Annotated in this window: 2 protein-coding genes; both read left to right on the forward strand. The window is 66.0% G+C overall.

The genetic code is table 11. The features are described 5' to 3' along the window. Positions 1 to 85: 85 nt before the first annotated feature. Entirely contained in the window at positions 86 to 847 is a 762-nt protein-coding gene (locus RAD15_RS27600; protein ID WP_458181367.1) for a hypothetical protein, read from the forward strand. A 72-nt stretch (positions 848 to 919) separates the two neighbouring features. Then, positions 920 to 25,405, forward strand: coding sequence for a leukotoxin LktA family filamentous adhesin (locus tag RAD15_RS27605; RefSeq protein ID WP_458181368.1), 24,486 nt, complete (start codon positions 920 to 922; stop codon positions 25,403 to 25,405). The last annotated feature ends 9 nt before the right edge of the window (positions 25,406 to 25,414 follow it).

Consider the following 25,414-nt stretch of genomic DNA (forward strand, 5'->3'; position numbering starts at 1 on the left):
CCGGTTGCGACGGCGGTTCGGAGAAGCCGATTTCGTGACTGCCGATTTTTAAAGCGTTGTTTCCCGTTTATTTCGAAGGTTTTCGATGCGCAAAATCTATCTCGTCCCGGCCATGGTTGGCCTCCTCACCGCCGTCGCCGCCGGACCGCTCGCCGCCCAGGGCGCCGTCCCGAAGCAGAAGGCCGCACAGGCACCGAAAGCAGCCGCAACAGGCGCTGCGCCCGCCGCAGCCGGCACGCCCGTCGCCGCCGGCGCGACCTCGGCGGCTGCCGCCGAGACGCCCGCCGCGGACGACAAGATCAAGGCGATCGACGGTTTCCGCTCTGCCAAGTTCGGCATGAACGAGGCCGACGTCCGCGCAGCGATGACGAAGGACTTCAACGCCAAGTCCGACGCGATCAAGTCCCAGGACAATGCGTCCGAGCTGACGCACAGCCTGCTGCTCTCCGCTCCGGAGCTGCTGCCGAACGGCGGCACCGCCGAACTCTCCTACGTGTTCGGTTACAAGTCCAAGTCGCTGATCCAGGTCGGCGCGGTGTGGTCGAAGGGGGCCGACGCGGCGATGACGCCGGAGAAGCTGTTCTCCAACGCCAACATCCTGCGCGCCCATTTCCTCAGCGAGGGTTTCAAGCCTGATTCCATCGCGGTCAACATGCCCGTCAACGGGGGCATCGTGATGTTCCGCGGCAGCGACGCCAAGGATCGTTCGGTGATCCTGCTGCTCCAGGGCACGTTCGAGAACAAGGAGAACAACCAGCGTGTGCTGACGCCGACCAGCCTGCTGCTGTTCTACGTGGCCGACGTCAAGAGCCCCGACGTCTTCAAGCTGCCGCCCGGCCAGTTCTGAGACCGGACGCTTCGTTCGACATTCTCCCACCCGGTTGTGGATCGGCGCCAATGCCGATGACGAGGATCTGAAATGCGCGGACCATCTGCGACGCGAGACAACAACGAACGGACGCTGCAACGACTTGCGCGCTTCCGTTCGATGTCGCTGCTCTGCGCGCTGCAGATGGTCTTCCTGCCGGTCTTCAGCGTCCGCCTCCAGGCGCAGACGGCGAACGTCATCGTTCCCGACGGACGCACCGGGACCGGCTTGCAGACCTCCGGCAACGTCACCAACGTCACGACGTCGACGGTCTCCGGTAACAACGCCTTCAACTCGTTCTCGCAGTTCAGCGTCGGCCAAGGCAACACCGTCAATCTGCAGCTGCCGAACGGCACGCAGAACCTCGTCAACATCGTTCGCGACGCGCCGGTCTACGTCAACGGCACGCTGAACTCCTACATGAACGGTGCGATCGGCGGTAACGTCTATTTCGCCGATCCCAAAGGCTTCGTGGTCGGCCGCAGCGGCACGGTCAATGTCGGCAGCCTCAACGTGTCGACGCCGACGCGCGAGTTCACCGACAGCCTGATCGGCCCGGGAGGGGCGATCAACGGCACGGCCGTTGGCAATCTGATGGCGGGCTCGTTCCCGGTCTCGCCGGACGGCAACATCCGCATCTACGGCCGGGTCAATGCCATCGACGGCGTGCGCCTGACCGGGCAGAACGTCTATGTCGGCGGCGCCAGCCAGCGCGACATCGCCAATCTCGATCATGCCGCGAAGTTCGCGGCCTCCGTCAATTCGAAGGGCCTTCGCAGCGCGAGCGCCATCACCGTCAGCAACGGCTCGATCCATATCGGCGCCGTCAACAAGGCGACGATCAACGGACGGCTGATCGCCCGCAGCAAGACCACGACGCCGAGCAACATCACCGTCACGGCCGGCAACGGCATCGAGGTCGGCAAGAACGCCAAGCTCAGCACGGCCAGCAAGACCGCGGACGCCGGCAACATCACGCTGAAGACCCAGGGCGATCTGACCGTCAAGAGCGGTGCGAAGATCGACGCTAGCTCGGCCAAGGGCAATGGCGGTCTGGTCGACCTCAGCGCCGACGGCATGTTCGATGTCGGCAACAAGGTCCAGATCAATCTGGCGGCGCCGAACGGCCAACACGGCACACTGGTCCTCGATCCCGTCGACATCGTCGTCGGCGACGCGGCCCAGGGCGATGCCAATGTCAACATGTCGAACGCGACGGTCGCGGCCGCCATCGCGGCGCTGAACGGCACCGGCACCTTCACGCTGCTGGCGAGCAATTCGATCACGATCGGTCAGCACGGCCGGGTCGACGCCGGCGCCAGCGGAGTCAATGTCACGCTGAGCGCGCCGACGCTGACGCTCCTCGCCGGCAGCTATGTGCGCGGCGATACGGTGTTGCTGGATTCCGGTGCGGCCGGCACCATCAACGTCAACGCTGCCGCCAATGGCGGCGCGCAGGTGGTGACCAACACCGCGCTGCAGTTCATTGCCGCGCATCTGAATCTGAGCAGCACGGCCACCGCTTTCGTGGGCGACGGCACCAATTCGGCCAACAGGAACGCTGCGGGCTTCATCTCGAACGCCGCCATTTCGCGTTACTCCGCGGCGATGGGCGGGCTGGGCGACCTCACGGTGAGCGCGACCACCGCGCTGACCGTCGATTCCACCGGCATCATCGATACGCGCCAGCTCGGCAGCGACGGCGTTTCGAACGGAAAGTCGCTCGACGTCGCGCTCAAGGCACCAACCATCACCATCGCGTCCGGCGGCCAGGTGCTGGCGCAATCGGTCAATACGTCGGACGTGATGTACACCGCCGGCAACATCGTGCTCGACGCGACGTCGGGCGCGCCGGGTGCGGTGACGGTGGCGGGCCTGCTCTCCGGCGGCAGCGTCACGCTCAAGGGCACCTCGGTGGCGCTGAGTTCCACGGGGATCATCGACACCCGCAACAGCGATTCCGACGGCAACGCGCTCGGCAATTCCGGCGACGTCACAATCACCGCCAACGCCATCACGGCCGCGGCCGGCAGCCAGATCCAGGCCGGCGCCGTCAACTCCGGCAGCGACAGCTATGTCGGCGGCACCGTCACCTTCGATGCGACCGCCGTCAGCGGCGGCACCGTTGCGGCCAGCGGATCGATCACCGGCGCCAATGTCATGCTGATGGCGGGCGCCTCGGTCGGTGTCGGAGCCGCGGCCCGCATCGGAGCCTCGGTCCCGGCCGGCACGGCCTCGATCACGCTGCAGGCGCCGACCATCGGCGTGACCAGCGGCGCGCAGCTTTCGGCGAATTCCGTCATCTTCGACATCCAGCGCAGCGCGGTGATCGTCGGCGATCCCACGCTGGATGCGGCCGACGCGTCCAACGCCGGCTTCATCTCCAATACCACGATGGCCGGCTACATCGCCGCGCTCGGCGGCAACGGCGTGGCGACGCTGTCGGCGATCGATACGCTCGCGGTCGATGCGCACGGCGTGATCGCCGGAGGCAGCGCCGGCGTGGCGCTCACCGCGGCGACGTCGATCTCGCTGGCCGGCAACAGCACCTTGACCGGCAGCAGCGTCAGCATCAACAGCCCCACCGTCACCATCAACGCTGGCACGACCGGCGGCGCCGTGATCTCGCCGTCATTCCTGCTGGTCGCCTCCGTCCTCAATCTCACCAGCTCGGCCGACATGGTGGTCGGCGATGCCGGCAACGCAGCCGTCAACCTGAGCAACGCCGCCATTGCCGGCTACCTGTCCGGCAGCAACTCGGTCGGCACGCTCAAGCTGAGCGCCGCGTCCTCGATTACGGTGAAGAACGGCGGCACGATCGATCTGCGCCACTTCGACGCTGGCAGCGGCTATTCGTCGGGCATCTCTGGGAACATCGCGCTGGCCGCTCCGACCATCACGATCGAGAACGGCGCCAGCCTGCGCACCGATATCGTCAACGCATCGGGGCAGACGTTCTATACGCCGGGAAGCATTACGCTGGCGGCGTCGAGCATTTCGGCCGGCGCCGGCACGATCAACGGCGGCGTCGTGACGTTCAATGCCGGGGCGGGGACGATCTATGTCGGGCCGTCCAACGATCCGAACGGCGCCAATCCGCCCGCCGGCACCGTCTTCCTGAGCAACGCGACGATCGCGAACTACCTCGCCTCGCTGGCCGGTTCGAGCACCTTTGCCCTGAGCGCGACCAATTCGCTGTACGTCGACAACGGCGCCAGCATTGCGGCCGGTGCGGCCCGCAACGTCAATCTGACCGCGGGGGCGCTGATCTCGTTCGCGGCCAATTCGACGCTGACCGGCAACGCGATCGTTCTCAACGCCGGCCGCAACGGTACGCTCGCCGTCAATGGCGCAAGGAGCGGTGGCGCGACGATCACGGCACAGTCGCCGCTGCAATTGAATGCCGGGCTGGTCCAAATCACCAGCACGAACGACATGGTGATCGGCAATGCCGCAACCGACGCCAATGCCGGCGCGGCCGGTTTTGTCGACAATGCGACCATTGCCCGTTACGTGACGGCGCTTGAAGGCTTCGGCCGGGTTTCGCTGTCCGCGTCCAACTCGATCACCGTCGACGCCAGCGGCAGGATCGACGGTACAGCCAAGGATTCGAATTCCCACTCGACCGCCAACGGGGTGAACATTGCGCTCTCGGCCGCCTCGGTGACGGTTGCCGCGGGGGCTATCATCGATTCCCAGGCCGCCAACGCGAGCGGCAGTCATTTCACGTCCGGCACGGTTTCGGTCGCCGCATCAGGCCTGCTCTCGGTCGCCGGTACGATCAAGGGCGGCACGGTCTCGCTATCTGGGCACGGGATCAACGTCACCAATCCGTCCGCGTCGCTGGCGGCCGATAGCGGTGGCAGCGTCAAGTTCGGCTTCACGACCGACGAGAGCGTCGACAGCTCCACTGGCAATAACGGCACGAACGGCGTGCTGTCGAACAACGAGATCGCGACCTACATCGCGGCGATGCAGGCCGGCGGCAACTTCGTTCTGTCGACGCCGGGCCACGCGCTCACCCTGACAGCGACCGCCGTGATCAATGGCGGCAGCACGGTCAATGTCGGGCTGTCGTCCGGCACGCTCACCGTTAACTCCGGCGCCCAGCTTCTGGCGCGCGGGGTCGGCATCGGCTTCGATCAGGACGACGTCATCATCGGGCCGTCCGGCGACGCCAATTCCGGTGCCGCCGGGTTCGTCAGCAACGCCACGGTCGCCAGCATGATCCTGGCCGCGGCCAGCGCTGACACGTTCACGATCTCGGCCAACAATTCGGTCACGGTCGACAGCGGCGGCATCATCGATACGCGTTTCCTCAACGCCTCCAATGTTTCCCAGCACAATGCGCTCGGCGTCACGCTGAATGCGCCGACGATCACGATCGCGCAGGGCGCCGCGATCAGGGCGCAGGCGATCAACAGCGGCGGATCGACTTTCACCGACGGTGACGTCAGGCTGACGGCGACCGCGAGCCAGACGCTGCTGTCGGGGCTCGCGAGCGCCACCACCGCCGTCAACGTCGACGGCACGATCACCGGCGGCGCCATCATCATCCAGGCGATATCGACTGCGACATCGAACCTGACGAGCACGGCTCTCGGCAAGCTTGCGACGATAGCCGAGATCGTCGGGACGACCATATTGGGCGTCAACGGGGGCTACGTCGCGGCCAATACGGTTGCCAAGGTGGCGATCACTGGCCATGCCGATCTCAACGGCCGCGGCAACGTGCTGATTTCCGCCCGCGGTACCCAGGACGCCGAAGACCCGGTGATCGCCTCCGGTTTTCTGTCGCCGCTTGGCGCGGCCGTCGTCGTCGGCAAGGTGACGGCAGACGTCTCGACGATCGTGTCGTCGGGCGCTGCGATCAGGGCGGGGCAGGGCATCCTGGTCGGTGCCGCCACCGACACCACGCTGGACGTATCGGCGCTTTCGGTCACGACCCGCGGCCAGTTCCTGGCAACGGTCGCGATCGGCCTGGCCGACATCAAGACCCAGGCGATCGTCAACTCGGGCGCGATTCTCTCCAGCGGCAGCCAAGGCCTTCAGGTCAGCGCCAACAACTACAGCACCTTCTCGGTCAGCGCGACCGCGTTCGCTTTCAACCCGCTGGTGTCGAGCGCCAGCGATCCCGGCGGCGTGGGCGGCGCGGTTGCCCTGAACAACATCAATGTCGCGACCACGGCGATCATGGGCGCGAACTTCGGCAGCAGCGGCGCCAATGAGACCGGTAACGTCCTGGTGGCCGCCGCGACCGACATCGCGAAGAATGCGACCAGTTCGTCAGTGACGATGGGTACGCCCGGGTTGCTCAACACCATCATCACCGGCGCGGCCGGCAGCGATCCAAAAACCACGCCCTACAAATTCTTCGATGGCTTCTTGAAGCCGCTCGCCAGCGTCAGCCTGCCTTTCAAGATTGCCGGTGCGATGTCGCTTGCGACCACCTCTGAATCCGCCGACGCCGCCATCGCGAGCACCGGAAATGGCGTGGCGCCGCAGGTCTACACGGCCGGCGACGTCGGCGTGATCAGCCAGCTGATCGACGACCAGATCCGCAACAACTCCTCGTCGACGGTGAACGTCAGCACCGCAGACAACGGCCCCAAGGTCGCGATTGCCGCTGCCATTGCCTATGGCGCTTACACCCATAATTCGAACGCCTATGTTGGCTCGAACGTGGTCATCCGCGCGTCGGACATCGGCGTATCCGCCTCGACGACGATACCCAACACCAACTCCTGGCAGGAGTGGAACGGCCTCGGCGAGACGCTCAACCACCTCAATGCCAATTTCGGCGTCGTCAACAACATCGTCACCACCTATGCCAACGCGAACTCCAGCGGCGGCGGAAACCTTTCGGTTGCGGGCTCGTTCGCCTATTTCGGCCTGAACGACAACACCACGGCCTGGGTCGGCAGCGGTGCAAACCTGACATCGACCCGTGCGCCGAGCAGCACGGCCGGCTGGACGGCGACGGCGTTCGCCAACATCGACGGCGTGATCATTTCGCAGGGCTTCGCCTCGGCGCTGACGGTTTCGGCGTACACCTACAACACGTCGATCGACATCGGCGGCGTGTTCGGGCCGCTGGTGCTGCTGCCGGGCTCCGACAGCCCGGGAACCGCGGCGGGCGGAACGCTCAACCTCATTCAATCCACCAGTAACACCATCGCCGGCGTGTCCTCCGGCGCGACGCTTAACTCGGCAAGCGACGTCTCGGTCACCGCCAAAACGACCGACCTGCTGTTTGCGATCGCGCCGACATCCGGCTCGTCGTCCGGCAGCATCGCGCTGAACGGCATCCTGTCGATGGCGTTCATCGACAACACGACGCACGCCTCGGTCAGCTCGCTGGCAACCATTCTCTCGCCCCGCTCGGTCACGATCTCGGCCAACCAGGACGTGTCGCTGTTCTCGCTGTCGGGTGCGATCCAGCTCGGCACCACCTCCGGCGTCGGTGTTTCCGCCGCCTACATGACGGCGGTCGCCGATACCGCGGCCTATGTCGGCGATAACCGCAAGGACATCACCGACGGCGCTTTCAGCAGCGATGATCCGAACGCCAGCAGCGGCCAGGGCGGTCACGTGACCACCAAGAGCCTTCAGGTCAATGCCGCGACCGCGGGACGGGTGACGGTCGCCGCGGTGGCGGCGGTTGAATCCGACCCGTACGCGCAGATCGGCTATACGAAGAAGCTTGGGGCGCTCTACAGCGCGCCGGATTTTGGAGGATTGGGGGCCCTCGAGGTGGCCAAGCAGGCCGCCGCGAAGAAGAATGGAACCTCGAAGTTCAGTATCGATGTCGCCGGCAGCTCGGCGGTCTCAGCCACATCCCTTGACACCACTGCCTACATCAAGGGAGTCACCGTCAACAGCGGCAATCCCTATACCGCCACGGACGCGCCAATCATCCAGGTCCAGGCGCTCAATAACACCATCACCACCAACGGCTCCGGGTCCGGCGCGCTCAACCTTGCGGGCGGGAACGCCACGAGCGCCGCGCTCGCCGGTGCGATCGCGATCGCGCTGTCCAGCAACTCGACCACGGCCTATATCGCCAATTCGACGATCACCGACGAGACGGCCGTCAACGTCCGGGCGCTCAGCGGCGGCTCGCAGACGGCAGTGGCGCTCGCACTCTCCGCGACGCGCACCGGCACTGCCGCTTCGGTCTCGGTTTCGGTCGGCTCGATCTCGGATACGGCGACCGCCTATGTCGAGAGCTCGACCATCACCGGCGTCGCGGGCGGCACGACCAACGCAGCCAATGTCAACGCCTACCAGACCTCCAATATCGCCATCGGCGGCGGGTCGCTCTACCTCAACGGCGACAAGAACGCCGCGGGCATCGCGCTCACCTATGCCGAAATCCGCAATCCCGGCGGCGGCAACGCCGTCGATGCGCATATCTCCAATTCTACTCTTTCGGCGTTCAACTCGCTGACGGTCATCGGCGACGATGCCAGCGTGATCGCGGCCGGCGCCGCTTCCGGCGGCTACGCCGAGAACGGACTTGCGGGCTCGATCGTCGTCGATTCGATCAGCCCCTCCGTGCTGGCTTACATCACGTCGAGCAACGTCACGGTCTCGGGCGGCAACGTCATCGTGAGCGCGGTGAGCGTCGACGACAGCGGATTGGACAACGCGCTCGCGACGCTCGTGCGCAGCACCAACAGCGGCCAGCTCGCGCACGACAATTGCATCACCTCGAGCGGTTCGCAGGCCTGCGTCGATTTCAGCGGCGCCGCGCTCAATGGCGGCGTCGGCGCCGGGCCGGGCGCTGCAATCACGTCGATCGCCGGTATCCTCCAGGCGGGCAAGAACAACATCGGCGTCGCGATCGTCGTCGACGCCATCTCCACCACGCATTCGGCCTTCATCACCCAGACCCAGATGACCGTGACCACCGGCGACGTGCTGGTGGCAGCGGAGGATTCCTCGAAGATCCAGTCCGTCGCGATCGGCTTCGGGCTGGCGACCGGACAGTTTGCCGGGCAGGGCGGCGCCGTCATCAGCACCATCAGGAACGACGTTTCGGCGGCGATCGGTGACGGCAACTCGACCCCCGCCAATACCGTGGTGAATGCGCGTGACGTCACCGTCCAGGCGCTCGACCGGTCCTCGATCATCTCGACGGCGGCCGTCGGGGGCGCGGCGACCCAAGGCAGCGCCGGCGGGCTTTCCATCGTCTACAGCGAGGTCGACAACCAGCTCAACGCCGGCGTCACCGGCGCCAGGATCATCGCCAGCAGCGATGTCGGGGTCAGTGCGACCTCGAACGCCTCGATCTCGACGGTTGCGGTCGGCGTCGCGCTGTCGTCGCAGGTCGGCCTTGCCGGATCGGTTGCGACCAATGTGATGGGCACCAACGTCACCGCCGCGATCAGCGGCGGCGCCGACGTGCTCGCGACCAACAATGTCGGCGTGCTCGCCAACAACACCGACGGCATCTCGGTGTTTGCCGGCGCGTTCTCGATTTCGACCGGCTCGGTCGGCGGCGCCGGCTCGATGGTCACCAACAAGATCGACGGGAGCACCTCGGCCTTCATCAGCGGCGCGTCGACCAAGGTCGATGCGCTCGGCACCTCGTCGTCCGATACCCTGTCGGTCAACAGCGGCACGCTCGCGCACGCCTTCAGCATCGGCTCCTTCAGCGCGCCGACCGACAACACGCCCGACCTCACCGAGACGCAGGAGACGGTGAGGGGCCTTGCCGTCGTCGCCAGCTCGCACCAGGCGGTCGTCGCCAACGTCGCCAGCCTTGCCGCAAGCACCGGCATCGCGATCATGATCAACCCGATCGTCAACGTGATGTCGGGGACGACGCGCGCCTATATCGACAGCGCCAGCATCGATACGCGGCTGACCAGCTCCACCTTGCTGCCGCAGATCGACGTTGCGGCCTCGAGCTTCTCCTATTCGGGCACGTTCGGGGTCGGCATCGTGGCGCCCACCGCCAGCACCGGCGGCGGCGCGACCATCATCAGCACGACGATGTCGCGCCAGACATTTGCGACCATCACCAACGCCACGGTCGGCGGTACGGCGTCCGTCGGCGGCGTTCCGACGCCGACCGTCGGCGCCGTCACCGTCAAGTCCAATGCGGAGCAGGACGCCTCGTCGGTTGCGGTCGGCTTCAACAGCGGCTCGGTCGGGCTCAATGTCTTCCTCGCCACCACCGAAGCCTATGTCGATGGCGGCGCGCTCACCGCCAACTCGCTCAGCGTCAGGGCCGCCGACAGCACCGGCATCGCCTCGGCGAACGGCAGCGGCGCCTATGGCAGCTCGGTCGCGATCGGCGCGGCGTTCGTCGTGCAGGTCAGCTCCAATACGACCGAGGCCTATATCGGCGACGAGTTCCACTATCGCGGCAACAGCGCCTCGGCGCATTCGACCGCGATCACGCTCAGCGGTGCGCTCAATGTCAGTGCGACGACCACGGACAATTTCCAGGCCTACTCGATCGGCGGCGCGGTCTCGACCGGCTCGCTCGCCATTGCGGGCATGGCCAATATCGAGATCGCGAACAACACGACGATCGCCGGAATTTACGACACGAATGTGCAGTCGGCGACGGGCGGTGCGGTCGGCGCCATCAGCGTCAACGCGACCGAGACCGTTAACATCAGCGAGATCGCCGGCGCGCTGGCGGTCGGAGCGAGCGGCAGCGGCGTCGGCGTCGGCGCGGCCGTCAACGTCATCTCCTTCAAGAGCCAGACCATTGCGGAAACCCGCAACAGCAACCTGAACTCGTCCGGCGTGATCTCTGTCGTCGGCCAGAGCACCAAGGAAATCCTGTCCTACGCAGTCACCGCCGGCATCGGCGGCTCGGTCGGCATCGGCGCAACGGTCGGCGTCATCGTCATCGGTACCAACGTCGCGGACGCGGATACGCAGGGGCAGGAGAACGGACAGCTCAGCGGCACACTCGGGGCCGCCAATAACGGCACGAATTCGGGCCAGGGCAGCGGCGCGGTCGCGAACGGCACGGCGGGGGCGCCGTCCGGCGCCAATGCCAGCTCGACCTATAATGTCAGCACGGTGCTGGAAGGCGGCAATGATGGCGTCACGGCGCAGATCGCGGGCGGCCACGTCACCGGCAGCGAGATCGATGTCGGCGCCACCAGCGCGAGCAGCGCGCAGATGTTCCTGCTCGGTGCCGGCTTCGGCAAGAATGCGGGCGTCGGCGCGGCGATCGGCTTTGCGACCGTCAACAGCAGCGTGCTCGCCAACCTGAATGCCATCGCGGTGGCGCCCACCGTCAACGTCCTGGCGACGGTCCAGGATCCGACCGGCGGTTCGCACCCTGGCAGGACCATCGACATCCAGGCGGTTGCCGGCGGCGGCGGTCTTTACTTCGGCGGTGACGCCGCCGTTGCGGTGGGGACGGTCAGCAACGTGGTCACCGCGGAAATCGGCGGGCAGTTCGCGGACACCGCCGCCAATCTCGGCTACGCCGGCACCGCCGCCGTCAGCGCCACCACGGTCAATGTCGCTGCCAACGATTCCACGTCGCAGCGTGCCCAGACCGAGGGCGCTTCGATCGGTCTTGCCGCCGTCGGCGCATCGGTGACGACGGCCAGGAAGACCAGCTCGGTCACCGCGCAGGTGCTCGGTCACAGCACCATCAATGCCACCACCGTCGGGGTCAGCGCTTACGATGCAGGCCTGCTGTGGGCCTATTCGGTCGCAGTCTCCGGCGGCATCCTGACCGGCAACGGATCGGCCGCGACCGCGACAGACGGTGCGAACGTCACGGCAAGGGTCGGCGCCTACGCCACCATCACGACCACGAGCACCAGTGGCCTGACGGTGACCGCGAGCGACACCCCGGATGCGGAAGCCAACGCGCTCGGCGTCGCTGCCGGTGGCGCCGCTATCGGCGCCTCGGTTGCAACCGCAACCGTGAGCTCCACGGTGTCGGCGCAAGTGCTCGACCATGCATCGCTGAGCGGCAACGTGACCGTCTCCGCTTACGAAAACGTCCTGAGCAATGGGAACGCGGCCTATACCAACGCGATCGGTGCCGTCGGCGGCATGCTCATCGGCGTCCAGGCGACCGCGTCGGTCGCCTCCAACACCTCCGACGTTTCGGCGACGATCGGGGACAACGTCAACCTGGCGTCGGGCAACGTCACCATTCTCGCCCAGAACACCACCGGCCAGAGCGCCAATGCCACCGGCATTGCAGCCTCGGCACTGCTGGCGGTCGGCGTGGTCGTGGCGAATGCGAACTCGAGCACCACCACCACCGCGACGCTCGGCAATAACACGAATGCCTCCAACACCGGCGCGCTGTCGATTTCGGCCGTCGGTGCCGATAACAATTACGTCCACGCGGTGTCGGGAAGCGGCGGCACCTTTGCCGGCAACGGTGCGTCGGCGAACACGTCGGCCAACTCGACGGTCACGGCCGGCATTGGCAATGGCAACCGCGGCGCCACGGCCTCCATCGCCGACAATTTCCTCTCGGTGCGGTCGCTGGCGATCCTCGCCAGCCACACCGACAATTATACGACGATAGCCGATACCGGGCAGGCTGCCGCCCTCGGCGCCAGCGGCGCGGCGTCGACGCACCTCGCCAATTCGGTCGTGACGGCGGGTATCGGTGTCAACAACACCATCGCGGTGAGGGGCTCCACTCCCGGCCATTGCGACGTGGCCGCGTGCGCCTCCGACCTGACGATCACCGCCAGCAACATTTTCAACGAAGTCGGAACCGGTTCGAGCGCCAATGCGGGCGCCGGCGGCGGTATCAACGGCGTGGGGGCCACCAGCGCCATCACCCTTGCCGGCACAGCGACCGTCAATATCGGCAAGAACACGCATCTGACCGCGGGCACCGACACCGTCGCCAACCCGGGCAATGTGACGATCCTCGCCACCAGCATCATCACCGGCACCGACCGCGTGACGCTGGTTACCGGCGGCGGGATCGAAGGCGCGGGCGTCAGCTCGTCGTTGAGCGCGACCGTCGACAACGACATCAACATCGGTGCGGCTTCGGCGTATGGCTCGGGGACGCTGGCCTCGCCGTCTTCTGCGGCCGCCGATCAGGTCGGGATCACGTCGTTCGGCAACATCGGGATCGGCACCTACACCCGCTCGACCGCCGGTACCTCGTCCTACGCCAACACCTTCGGTGTCGCCTTCGTCGCCGCCGCCGCCTTTGCCAGCACCAGCGTCACCACCAACCAGAACATCGTGATCGGCGCCGCCAACCTGACGGCGTTCGACAATGTCGACGTCACGGCCGGTCAGAGCCCGACGGGGTCGTATTCGACCTATTTGGCGGGTGATGCGTCCGCGATCAGCTTTGCCAGGGGATTGATCGCTGTTCCGGACGCCAATGCGACGTCCACCCTGAACAACAACACCAGCGTCAACATCGTCGCTGGCGCCTCGCTCAACAGCGGCCAGAACATCGTCACCGGCGGCTATGCCGGAACCGTGACGGCGACGGCCACCGGCTCCGGCCATGGTTACGAGATCGGGTTCATCCCGGTCAGCGACGGCCATAGCAACACGAGCAACGGGGCGCATGCCGAGTTGACGATCAACGGCACGCTCACGGCCGGCATCTATAATTCGCTCCTGATCACCATCAATTGCGATGACAGCGCCAGCTGCCTCAGCGTGGCGCCCGGCGGCGCACCGTTCAGCTTCAGCTACACCGACTCCTTCGACGGCACCACGTTCGTCACCCAGAACTTCGACGCGACGGTCAGGACGACCCTGATCAACGGGCTCAGCGGATCACCCAACGCCTTCTCGATCGGCCAGTTGTTCGCCTCCGGCGGCACGGTGACGCTCAATGCAGACCACATCACCGGCAGCGGCAGCGTCACCGCGCAGGGCTCGCCGACGATCTCGGTGAACAATGCCAGCGCCGCCGCCTTGATCATCAACGGCGCGTATATCGGCGTGGCGGCGGCCGGCGACATCTTCTTCACGGGCGCAGCCAGCAGCTTTGCCTCAGGATCGCCGCACCTTCACTCCAACCCGAACGGCATCGCCACCATCGCGATCAACAACTCGTATAATCCGGCCAATTTCGACACCAGCACCAACGGGCCGACGCTGCTGATCGTCGGCGACGTCACCAACGTCAACGGCCTCGTGACCGTGAACAACACGCTGGGATCCTACGGCATGACGGCCAACATGACCGGCCAGCAGGTCGCCGTCACGGTCCCGAACGGCGCGGTTGCGGTCTCGGCCAATGATCCTTCGGGCATGTATCTGGCCGGCGGCTCGCCGTTCTCGGAGTGGGCGACTTTCATGGTCTGGCCGGGCGGCAATCCGTCGGCGGCAGCGCCGGTCGGTGACATCGCGGCGGCTTACCTGGCGAACACGCTGCATCCGACGGCCGGCAATGCGGCCACGCTCAACAGCCTCCTTTACGGGGAGGTCGGCGATCGCGCGCCGAACAACATCAGCACGATCTTCTTCGGAAACTGCGCCTACCAGGCCGCCGGCACCTGTAACGCTTACCTGCAGATTTACAACGGCTGGCCCGACGCCGCCGTCAGCCACGCGCAGAACTACGATTTCAATGTCGGCAACTCCACCGACGGCATGCAGCCGTATATCCAGTACTACTCCCTGACCAAGTCAACTGACGCGACGCAGACGATCGCGAGCCAATACGCGCAGGCGGACCTGTCCGGCAGCCAGAACAGCTTCCGGATCTACGGCAGCCAGGTTGCGATCAAGGCCAGCATCATCGACATCAACGGCTCGATCACGGCGGGACGCCAGACCAACTACAATGTCACTCTCGGCGCGGACTTGACTGCTCCGCTCGTGCTGACGACCACGACCCGGACGGTCACGAACAGCAACTCGTTCGGCTGCATCCTCGATCCGGACAGCTGCACGCAGACGATCACGACGACGACGCCGACTGGCGGAACCCTTTCCCGCTTCCAGTACAACTATCAGCAGAATGTCTCGACGAACCCGACCCTCGATCCGATCTACACGATCGTGACCGATCAGTTCGGCAAGCCGCTGGTGACCTACAGCGCGATCACCAACCAGATCACCGTCGCCAACATCAACGCCTCGTCCGGCGGCGCCAGCGTGCTGCTCGACGGCAAGATCATCAGCACCAACCAGCTCGGCAACGTTCACGTCAACGGCGGCTACGGCAGCGTCAGCATCAACAACCAGACCGGCCTCGACCTCGTGCTCAACGGCGTCAATACCGGCAACACGCTCGCGGCGGCGGCCTTGACCAGCACGGTCACCATCGTCGACCGCAACATCACCTCCGGCAACAACACCTCGACCTACGTCTATTCGCCGAAGACCGACGCCATCAACAAGTTCATGACCTCGAACGGCGCCACGCCCAGCGGCGACTGTACGAGCGCGAACAACTGCACCGTGATCGGCGGCTCGAACGGATCCTACGACCCGGTCTCCGGACTGCGCTTCCAGTGGGTCGAGCAGGCAACGATCCGTCGGACCGTGGACGCCGGAGCGCACTGGATCTTCGACAATCCCAACCAGCCATGGTCGTATGTCACGTCGACCGGCGGGCTATCGACCACGGCGCAAGGAACGATCACGACCGGCAATTCCACCACCATGCCGGTGTTCCAGGAGACCATCAGCGGTTCGGTGACAAGCTATGGCCAGCTCATCCCGGCGTATCACGGCTGCGACGGAAGCTATTGCAATTACGGCTTCTACGAGAACAATCCGGCTCAAGGCGTCGGCGACTGGGTCTACAATTTCCCCAGGACAGGCGTGCTGTACCTGACGTCGTCGGTGAAGGCCGACAACCGGTTCGGGATTAATTTCGGCGGCAATGCGAGCGGCACCGTCAACATCACGTCGACCGGCAACGTGATCTTCGCCGGCAGCATCGTCAATCCGAACGGCGCGCTGTCGGTGGCATCGTCGTCGCAGCAGCAGCTCTTCAACACGACGACCGGCGGCAACATCTCGCAGACCTCGACCGGCTCGATCCTGACCCAGCGCGCGAGCTTCAACGCCGCGGGCGCGATCGGTTCGCTGGCAGCCCCGATCCGGGCGACGATGGCCAATTCCGGCTCGGCGCCCGGCGCGCTGTCGGCGCAGGCCGGCGTCGGCGGCGTGTACCTGAACCTCGCTTCGGGCGCGACGCTCGGGCAGGTGTCGTCGGGTAACGCCGCGACCGGCTTCGGCGACGTCAACATCACCGCCACCGGCGACCTCCTCGCCGGGACCAATTCGCAGGTCAGCGGCCGCAACATCACGATGATCAGCACGCTCGGCAGCATCGGCTCGATCACCAATCCGCTGTCGATCAGCGCCAATGCCGCCCAGCAGACCGACGGCTCGTACAGCGGCGGCATCGTCAACGTCGTGGCCCATGGCGATATCGGCCTGACGCAGACCGCGGCGACCTCCGCCTATTCCAGCGATTTGCGGGTCGGGCTGATCGCCTCGGCTTCCGGCGACGTGCTCCTGAACGTGCCGTTCGGCACGATCCTCGATGCCAGCGGACAGACGGCGTCGCAGACGCTGACCTCGGCGCAGGTCGCAGCCGTCTCGTCGGCCCTGCATCTGACCGCGCTCGACGGCGCCAACGACACCGCACTCGCCAGCGTGATTGCCTTCAGCAACACGGTGAATCGCGATCTCGTGCTCTATTCCCAGCTGATGCAGCACGGCACGGTTCAGGCCGGCGCGGCCCAGCTGACGGCCGCCGGGCTCGCCAGTGCGGCCGTCGGCGCTCTGAGCGCCAACGATTACACCGCGTTCCAGAGCCTTACCGCGGCGGCCAACTCGACCATTTCGGGTGGCGTGCTGACGCTGACGGCGAACGGTATCACGCAGTTCAAGGCCGCCGCGGCGACCGCGCTCGGGATCACCAACCCGACGTCGGCGCAGATCCAGACCTACGCCAACGGCCAGTATCAGGCCTACGCCCAGGCGATCCAGAATTACGCCAACGCCCAGGGCACTTTCGTGCTTGCCGGCGATCCGGCCTCGATCGCGAAATACGCGCCCGCCGCGCTGACATCGGCCGACTACACGACCTTCCATAACCTGACGGTGACCTATGGACAGGTGACGAACGGCCAGGTCGCGCTCACGGCCGCCGGTGTTGCCCAGTTCAGGGCGGCGGCGACGGCGCAGTTGAACAACGGCACCACCGCGACCGACGCGCAGGTGCAGGCCTATGTGAACACGCTGTACCAGGGCTTCAAGACCACGATTCAGGCCTACGCGCCGACGCTGTATCAGTCGCTCACAACGGTGTTCGGACAGGCTTACGGTTCGGGCTGGAAGACCAATCCGCAGGTTGCGAACTACGCCGCGAATTCGGCCGCGCTGCTGGCGCTCACCAGCTACGGCCAGGTCGTCAACGGCGTGTTCACGCTGAACGGCGGCGCCATCGGCGATGCCGCCGTCGCGAACTACGCCGCTGCCGGCCTGACGTCGGCGCAATACGGCCTGTTCCAGACCCTGACTTCAAACGGTTCGGTCAACAACGGCACGCTGACGCTGACGGCGGCGGGCGTGGTGAACTATGCCGCGGCCGCGCTGGGGTCGGGATCGGCCAACTACACCACGTTCCAGGCCCTGACGGCGAACGGTAACGCGACGGTCAGCACAGCCGGCGTCCTGACGCTGACGGCGGCCGGCGTCGCCGCCAATGCCTCGGCGGCGCTGGGCGCAACCTACGGCGCGTTCCAGACGCTGACGTCGAGCACCAACGCCACCGTCGGCGCCAGCGGCCTCGTGCTGACCGCGGCCGGCATCACCGCCTACGCCGCGGCCGCGCTCAGCACGCAGCAGGCGACGACGTTCCAGAACCTGACCTCGAGCGCCAACGGATCGGTGACGAACGGCGTGCTCACTTTGACGTCGGCCGGCGTCACCGCCTTCAAGGCGGCTGCGGCTGCGGCCTTCGGAATCACGGCGCCTACCGACGCGCAGGTCCAGGCCTACGCCAATGCGCAGTACCAGGGGCTGACGCAGACCATCCAGAGCTACGCCAACAGCCAGTACCAAGGCTACGCGCAGACCGTGCAGACCTACGCGAGCGCGAAGTACCAGACCTACGCGCAGACCATCCAGAGCTACGCCAACGGCCAGTACCAGGGCTACGCCCAGACCATTCAGAGCTATGCCGTGGCCCAGTATCAGCCGCTGCAGACGGCGACGACCTTCAACGCCACGCCGGCGGTCGCGTTCTCGCTGCTCAGCGCCAGCGGTTCGCTGCAAAACGGCGTGTTCGTCCTGACCAATAGCGGCATCCTGAGCTACGCCAAGAGCGCGCTGTCGAGCGCGAACTACGCGCAGTTCTCCGGGCTGCTCAGCAACGGCACCCTGAGCGGGGGCACCTTCCAGCTCAACAGCAACGGTGTCTCGTCGATGGCGCAGACGGCCTTGACGCAGGACTACCAGAACTTCGAGACGCTCTATAGCAACGGCTCGCTGGTCGGAAACGTCTGGGTGCTCAACGCCGCCGGCATTGCCGCCTTCCGCCAGGCGGCGGCGACCGCGCAAAATCCCAACCCGACCGATGCGCAGGTCCAGACCTATGCCAATGCGCTGTACCAGTCGTACGCCACGAACATCAACGGCGCGGCGACCGTGCAGTATCAGGGTTACCTGACCTCCATTTCCACTGCGGCGACCACCGCGTACCGGAATTTCGCCACCGAAATCATCGCCGCCTACAACGCGCAATTCGGCAGCACGATGACGGTCGACATGCTGCTCGGACCGAATGCGACCTTCATCCCGGCCGGCGCGCAGCAGTTCCTGGCGAATTTTTCCTCGCTGATATCCGCCACCGACCGGACGGCGTTCCTCTCTCTCGCCGGGCTGGGATCGATCCAGAACGGCGCCTTCGTGCTCGCCGCCAACAATGTGGGGACCTATGCTCAGACAGGACTGAGCGCAGCCAACTACGCGGCCTATTCGTCGCTGGTGTCGACCATCAGCACCAACACCAGCGGCGTGCTGACCCTGACGCCGGCAGGCCTGAACAATTTGGCCCTGGCCCAGCTGACGCCGAACTATCAAGCCTACGTCAATCTTACGTCGAGCGGCGGGCTGCAGAACGGCAATTTCGTTTTCAGCAGCTCCGGCGTGCTCGCCAACGCGCAGGCCGGCGTCAACGCCGCCTACACGTCATACCAGCAATTGATGGCGAACGGCACGGTGACCAACGGCGTGTTTACGCTGTCGAGCAGCGGCCTTACGGCCTACACCTCGATCGCTGCGGCGGCGCTCGGTATCGCTAGCCCGACGGCGACGCAGGTCCAGGCCTACGCCAACCAGCAATACCAGAACTCGCTGTTCAACAGCGCGAACCCGGCCTACCAGTCCTACGCGCAGTCGATCGTGTCCGGCGCGCAGACGCAGTATACGAGCCTCGCCGCCAAGGTGTTCGCGCGGCTGCAGGACCAGGATCAGAACTGCCACTTCATGTGCTCCGGCACGATCCTGGCGCAAGGGCAGACCACCGTCACCGACGCCCAGATGGCGCAATATGCCAGCCAGGCGCTGTACGGCACCGACCTGCAGGCCTACCAGACGCTCACCAACGCGGCCAACGGCTCGGTCTCGAACGGCGTGCTGACGCTGACCACCGCAGGTCTTGCGCCCGCGTCCTCACTCGTCCTGTCGGCACCGCTGGCCACGGCCTTCAGCACGCTGCTGGCGACGGGATCGGTGCAGAACGGCCAGTTCGTGCTCACCTCGGCGGCGGTGCTGCAGAAGCTGCAGACGCTGGCGACTTACGGCACCGGCGCGTCCGGGGTGTTCCAGTTCAGCACCTCGGGAATTCTCGCCAATGCGTCCACCGCGCTCGGCACGTCCGGCCTGCAGCAATTGCTGGCGAGCGGCACGGTGCAGTCCACGACGGTGAACGGGGTCTCGACGTCGAGCCTGGTGCTGAACGATCCCGGCGTCGCCTATTACGCACCGGCGGCCCTGACGGCCGTGAACTACCAGCTGTTCCAGGGGTTGACCGCGAACGCCAACGGCGAGGTCGTCAACGGCGTGCTGACGCTGTCGGCTGCCGGTATCGCGCAATTCTCGGCGGCGACGGCTGCAGCGCTGCATCTGGGCACCACGGCTCCGACCGCGGCGCAGGTTCAGGCCTATGCCAACGGCCAGTACCAGAGCTTCGCGACCACCATCAAGACGTACGCCAATTCGCAGTATCAGAGTTACGGCAGCACGTTCTCGTCCTACGCGAACGGCCAGTACCAGCCGCTGCAGCAGCAGGTGATCAACTACGCGACGAACAACCTCGACGTCGTGGTCGACCTGGCGAGCGGCACCTACCGGACCACCAACGGATACGGCTCTTGCCAGTACAATAATTGCTCCGCCCCGATGCAGATCACCAATGCGGTTCTGACCGACTGGGCGCAGCAGGCGCATTCGGGCACGACCAGCAACCCGTGGGGCGGCGGCAACGGCTACGGCACGATCTCGACCGCGGACTACAACAGCTTCATCACGATGCTCGGGCAGGGGACCGTGCAGGCCGGAGCGCTGACGCTCAATACGGCCACGCTGCAAAGCTACTACTCGAACCTGACTTCGAGCTCGTCGGTCCTGACCCAGTCGTATCAGGTGTTCCAGACGATCGTAGGCGCCGGCAACAGCACGATCCAGAACGGCGTCCTGACACTGACCTCTGCCGGCATTACCAACGTCAAGGCCGCGGCAGCCGCCTTCCTCGGAAACAATCCCACCGACGCGCAAGTGCAGGCGTTTGCGGTGCAGGCCTATACGTCCGACCTGACGACGATCCAGGGCTACGCCGCGACCCAGTACCAGTCCTATGCCACCTCGATCAGCTCCTATGGCAACACCCAGTACCAGGGCCTGGTCCAGACCGTGCAGAACTACGCCAACTCGCTGTACCAGGCGAACGTGACGACCATCCAGGCCTACGGTAACTCGCAGTATCAGACGCTGACGGCCAACGGCACGCCGCAGGTCAGCGCCGGCATTCTCAGCCTTGTCAGTAACTCCGTCTATTCGACGGGACAGATCGTCTCGACGCTGAGCAACGCAGCGCTGCTGCCGTCGGCGGGTACGGTCGGCACCAACGCGGTCGCCAGCATCGTCGGCCGCAACGTCACGCTGAATGCCGCCAACAGCATCGGCACCACGGCGCCGAGCGTTGTGATCGCCCTGACCGACCTGAAGAACGGCACCATCACGACCGATCAGCAGGCGGCGCTGTCGGTCGCGACCACGCCGGGTTCGATCACCTTCAGCGCGACGCTCAGCGCGCAGGCGCTCGCCAGTCTCGACGTCGCCCATCTCGGCGCGGGCGTCACCCTCAACGGAAACGTGCTGAGCGGTCTGACGCTGTCCACGCTGCCGAACGGCATCACGGTCAACGACCTGACCAATGTCGCGTTGGCGCAAACCGCGCCGGTCTATGTCAACGCCAGCGGCACCTTCAATGCGACGGCGGGAACGACGGTGTATGTCCAGGCCGCCGCAAGCGCCGGCCAGCCGGTTGCGACGCTGACCGTCGGTCAGATCAACGCCGGCGGCGACGTGACCTTGCTGGCGCCGCAGAGCATTCTGACGGCCACCAACGCGTCCGGCGCTGCGCTGTTCGCCAGCCAGGTCGTCATCAATCCGAGCAACGGTGCGATCGGCGATCTGACGCTCGCCGCCACCAATGCGATCGGTTCGGCCGCCAATGCGTTCAGCTATCGGATCAACGGCAAGCTGATCTCGGCGCAGGCCGGCACCGATGCCTATCTGACCGCGACCGGCGGCGATGCGATCTTCGGCAAGGTGTTCGCCACCAACACCGTCTCGCTGACCGCGACCAACGGCAACATTTCCAGCTACCTGGCTGGCGTCACCATGGCCGCCAACAACATCATCCTCAACGCCTCGGGCGATGTCGGCACCCAGAACACGCCGTTCACGCTCCAGGTCGGCGCCACCGGACTGTTGAGCGGCACGATCGCCGGGAGCGCCCTCATCTACAGCCCGACGCTGGCGTCGCAGAATCCAGTGTCGCTCAACGTCGGCAATTTGACGGCCGTCAACGGCCTGACACTGATCGGCGATGCCGGCATCTCGTTCGGCGGCGCCGCGGGTTCGTCGCAGGGATCGGTGACGGTCTGCTCCGGCCCGTGCCTGACCGGCTCGACCGCGGTCGGCGGTTCGATCACGATGGCCAGCAACGCCTCGATCCAGGCCGGGCAATTGATCAGCCTGACCGCGCCCGGCGATATCGTGCTCGGCCAGATGACGTCGACTGCCAGCCCGGCTTCGACCGTGAGCGTGATCACGGTCACGAGCACCAATGGCGCCATCACGGCCAATGGCGATGGTCACACCAACCTGACTGCAACCGCGGCGAATGCCGAAGTGTCGCTTTCCGCCACCGGTATCGGCACCCAGACGCAGCGCGTGAGCGTCGACACGCCGTTGCTGACGGCCACCGCGAGCACCGGCGGCATCTATCTCGGCTCGGTCGCCGATCTCCACGCCAGCCAGTTGTCGGCCACCTCCGGCTCGGTCGATATCGTGTCCAGCGGCAAGCTGACGCTCGACAGCGTGCTGGCGGGCACGGCCGCGGGCGCGAGCGGCACCTTCAATGCCAAGACCCTGACAGCGGCTGCCGGCGACCTCGTGATTGATGCCGCGACGAGCAGCGGCGCCATGACGATCGACAGCGCCGGCACGCTGGGCTTCACGCAGCTCAACACCACGGTCGGCGCGATGGCGTTGTCCGCGGTTGGAAACGTCACCGGCACCACGCTCGCCGCAGCAGCCGCGCTGGGTGTCACCTCGACCGCCGGCAGCATCACGCTGGCGACCGCGAGCAGCGGTGGCTCGCAGACCATTCAGGCCAACCAGAACGTCACGTTCAACAGCCTGACCACGACAGGCACCAGCACCGATGTCGGCGATATCGCAGTGACCGCCACCAACGGGTTCGTGCTGGCGCAGACGGTTCTCGTGAACGGGACAGCGACGCAGGGCTCGGTCGTAGCCAACGGTTCGGCCTCGCTGACCGCGGGCACGACCAACACCGGCAGGGTGCTGACCGCAGCCACCGGTTCGGGCTCGATCAGCGGCGGCGGCCTGGTCGACTGGACCTCGCTGACATCGGCGACGACGCTGGGTGTCACCTCGACCGCCGACAGCATTACGCTGGCGACTGCGAGCAGCGGCGGCACGCAGACCATTCAGGCCAACCAGAACGTCACGTTCAACAGCCTGACCACGACCGGCACCAACACCGATGTCGGCGATGTCGCGGTGACCGCCACCAACGGGTTCGTGCTGGCACAGACGGTTCTGGTGAACGGGACGGCGACGCAGGGCTCGGTCGCAGCCAACGGTTCGGCCTCGCTGACCGCGGGCACGACCAACACCGGCAGGGTGCTGACCGCAGCCACCGGTTCGGGCTCGATCAGCGGCGGCGGCCTGGTCGACTGGACCTCGCTGACCTCGGCGACAATGCTGGGTGTCACCTCGACCGCCGACAGCATCACGCTGGCGACTGCGAGCAGCGGCGGCACGCAGACCATTCAGGCCAACCAGAACGTCACGTTCAACAGCCTGACCACGACCGGCACCAACACTGATGTCGGCGATGTCGCGGTGACCGCCACCAACGGGTTCGTGCTGGCACAGACGGTTCTGGTGAACGGGACGGCGACGCAGGGCTCGGTCGCAGCCAATGGTTCGGCCTCGCTGACCGCGGGCACGACCAACACCGGCAGGATGCTGACCGCAGCCACCGGTTCGGGCTCGATCAGCGGCGGCGGCCTGGTCGACTGGACCTCGCTGACCTCGGCGACGACGCTGGGTGTCACCTCGACCGCCGACAGCATTACGCTGGCGACCGCGAGCAGCGGCGGCTCGCAGACCATTCGGGCCAACCAGAACGTCACGTTCAACAGCCTGACCACGACCGGCACCAACACCGATGTCGGCGATGTCGCGGTGACCGCCACCAACGGGTTCGTGCTGGCACAGACGGTTCTGGTGAACGGGACGGCGACGCAGGGCTCGGTCGCAGCCAACGGTTCGGCCTCGCTGACCGCGGGCACGACCAACACCGGCGGGGTGCTGACCGCAGCCACCGGTTCCGGCTCGATCACCGGCGCCGGCCTCGTGAACTGGAACACGCTCAACGCGGGAGCCTCTCTCGCGATGACCTCGAGCGGCAGCAGCGTCACGCTCGACACGGCCCATAGCGGCGGTAGCCTGACCTTGCAGGCCCGGCAGGACGTGACGTTCAACCAGCTCACCACCGACGGCACCCCGAGCGATGCCGGCGCCGTCAGCATCGTCGCCAGCACCGGCATGCTGGCGGGCGGATCGATCAATGCCCATGGATCCGCCAACCTGATCGCGGCGACATCCAATACCGGCCACAATTTGACAACCGTGACCGGCGCGGCGTCCTTGCAGGGCCAGGTGGTTCAGTGGGACAACCTCAACATTGGCGGCAGCCTCGCCATCACGGCGACGACGGGCGGGATCACGCTCGGCACCGCCATCAGCGGCGGCACGCAGACCCTCAATGCGGTGGGCGACATCGCGTTCAGCCAGCTCACCACCCTCGGAATCCCGGGCGACGCCGGTGACATCAATCTGCACTCCGCCAACGGCTCGGTCCTGGGCGGGTCGATGTCGGCCAATGGCGACGTGAACTTGAACACCGGCACATCGCTGGTGCTCGACCATTTGCGCGGCAACAGAATCGCGCTGTCCGCGCCCGGCGATATCACCATCAGGTCCGTCAGCGTGGTGAAGGCGCTCGATCTCGCCGCCAACACGATCAATGTCACCGGCGAGCAGATCCGCTCGACGCCGCCGATCCCCCTGATCATGAACATCACCGGCTATAACGGCGGCACGGCGACCTCGGCCAACGTTTCGATCGATCCTGACAGCATCATCATCAACCAGTTCAGGGTGGTGGATGCGAACTTCTGGACCGACGCGCACGCCGTTGCGATCCTGAATGGCTACGTGCCGGGCCAGCTCATGCTCACCACGGGCACCGAACAGGTGCTGCTCAACAACCGTTCGCCGGCGCCGTCCAACTGGCCGTCGCTCCAGCTCTACCAGCCGGGCGGCGTGTTCACGATGAGCCAGGTCGGCAACGCCAATGTCAGCAACGCCTATGTGGTGTTCTACACCGGCGACATCTCGGCGACCGTCACCAACTACGGGCCGACCCACACCTGCTGCAACGACTTCACCGGCGCCAGCGCGATGCGCAACATCTCCGTCGATAGTGAGGGGGGAGAGCGCATCGAGACCTGGCTTGCGAAGAAGGACGGGGGGACGTTCTACCTGCTCGGCCTCTCCGGCCAGGCGCGGCTCGATGCGCTGCTGACGCCGCGGCCGGTCGAGACGATCGGCTCCGGTCCCGCCGTCAACATCGAGGGCCTGAGCGACATGCGCAAGCTGCGCCGTCAGGGGCAGCGTGCGGGGCGCACGGGCTGGAAGGATGCGGCTGTTGAGACGGCGAAGCCGGCCATTGGCCGCCTCGCGGAGGCATGGTAACGGGATTCG

It is taken from the genome of Bradyrhizobium sp. 14AA (assembly GCF_054185205.1).

Bases quoted from the DNA above. Each gene is read 5' to 3' on its own strand.
- RAD15_RS27600 (WP_458181367.1), top strand. From the start codon at position 86: ATGCGCAAAATCTATCTCGTCCCGGCCATGGTTGGCCTCCTCACCGCC.
- RAD15_RS27605 (WP_458181368.1), top strand. From the start codon at position 920: ATGCGCGGACCATCTGCGACGCGAGACAACAACGAACGGACGCTGCAA.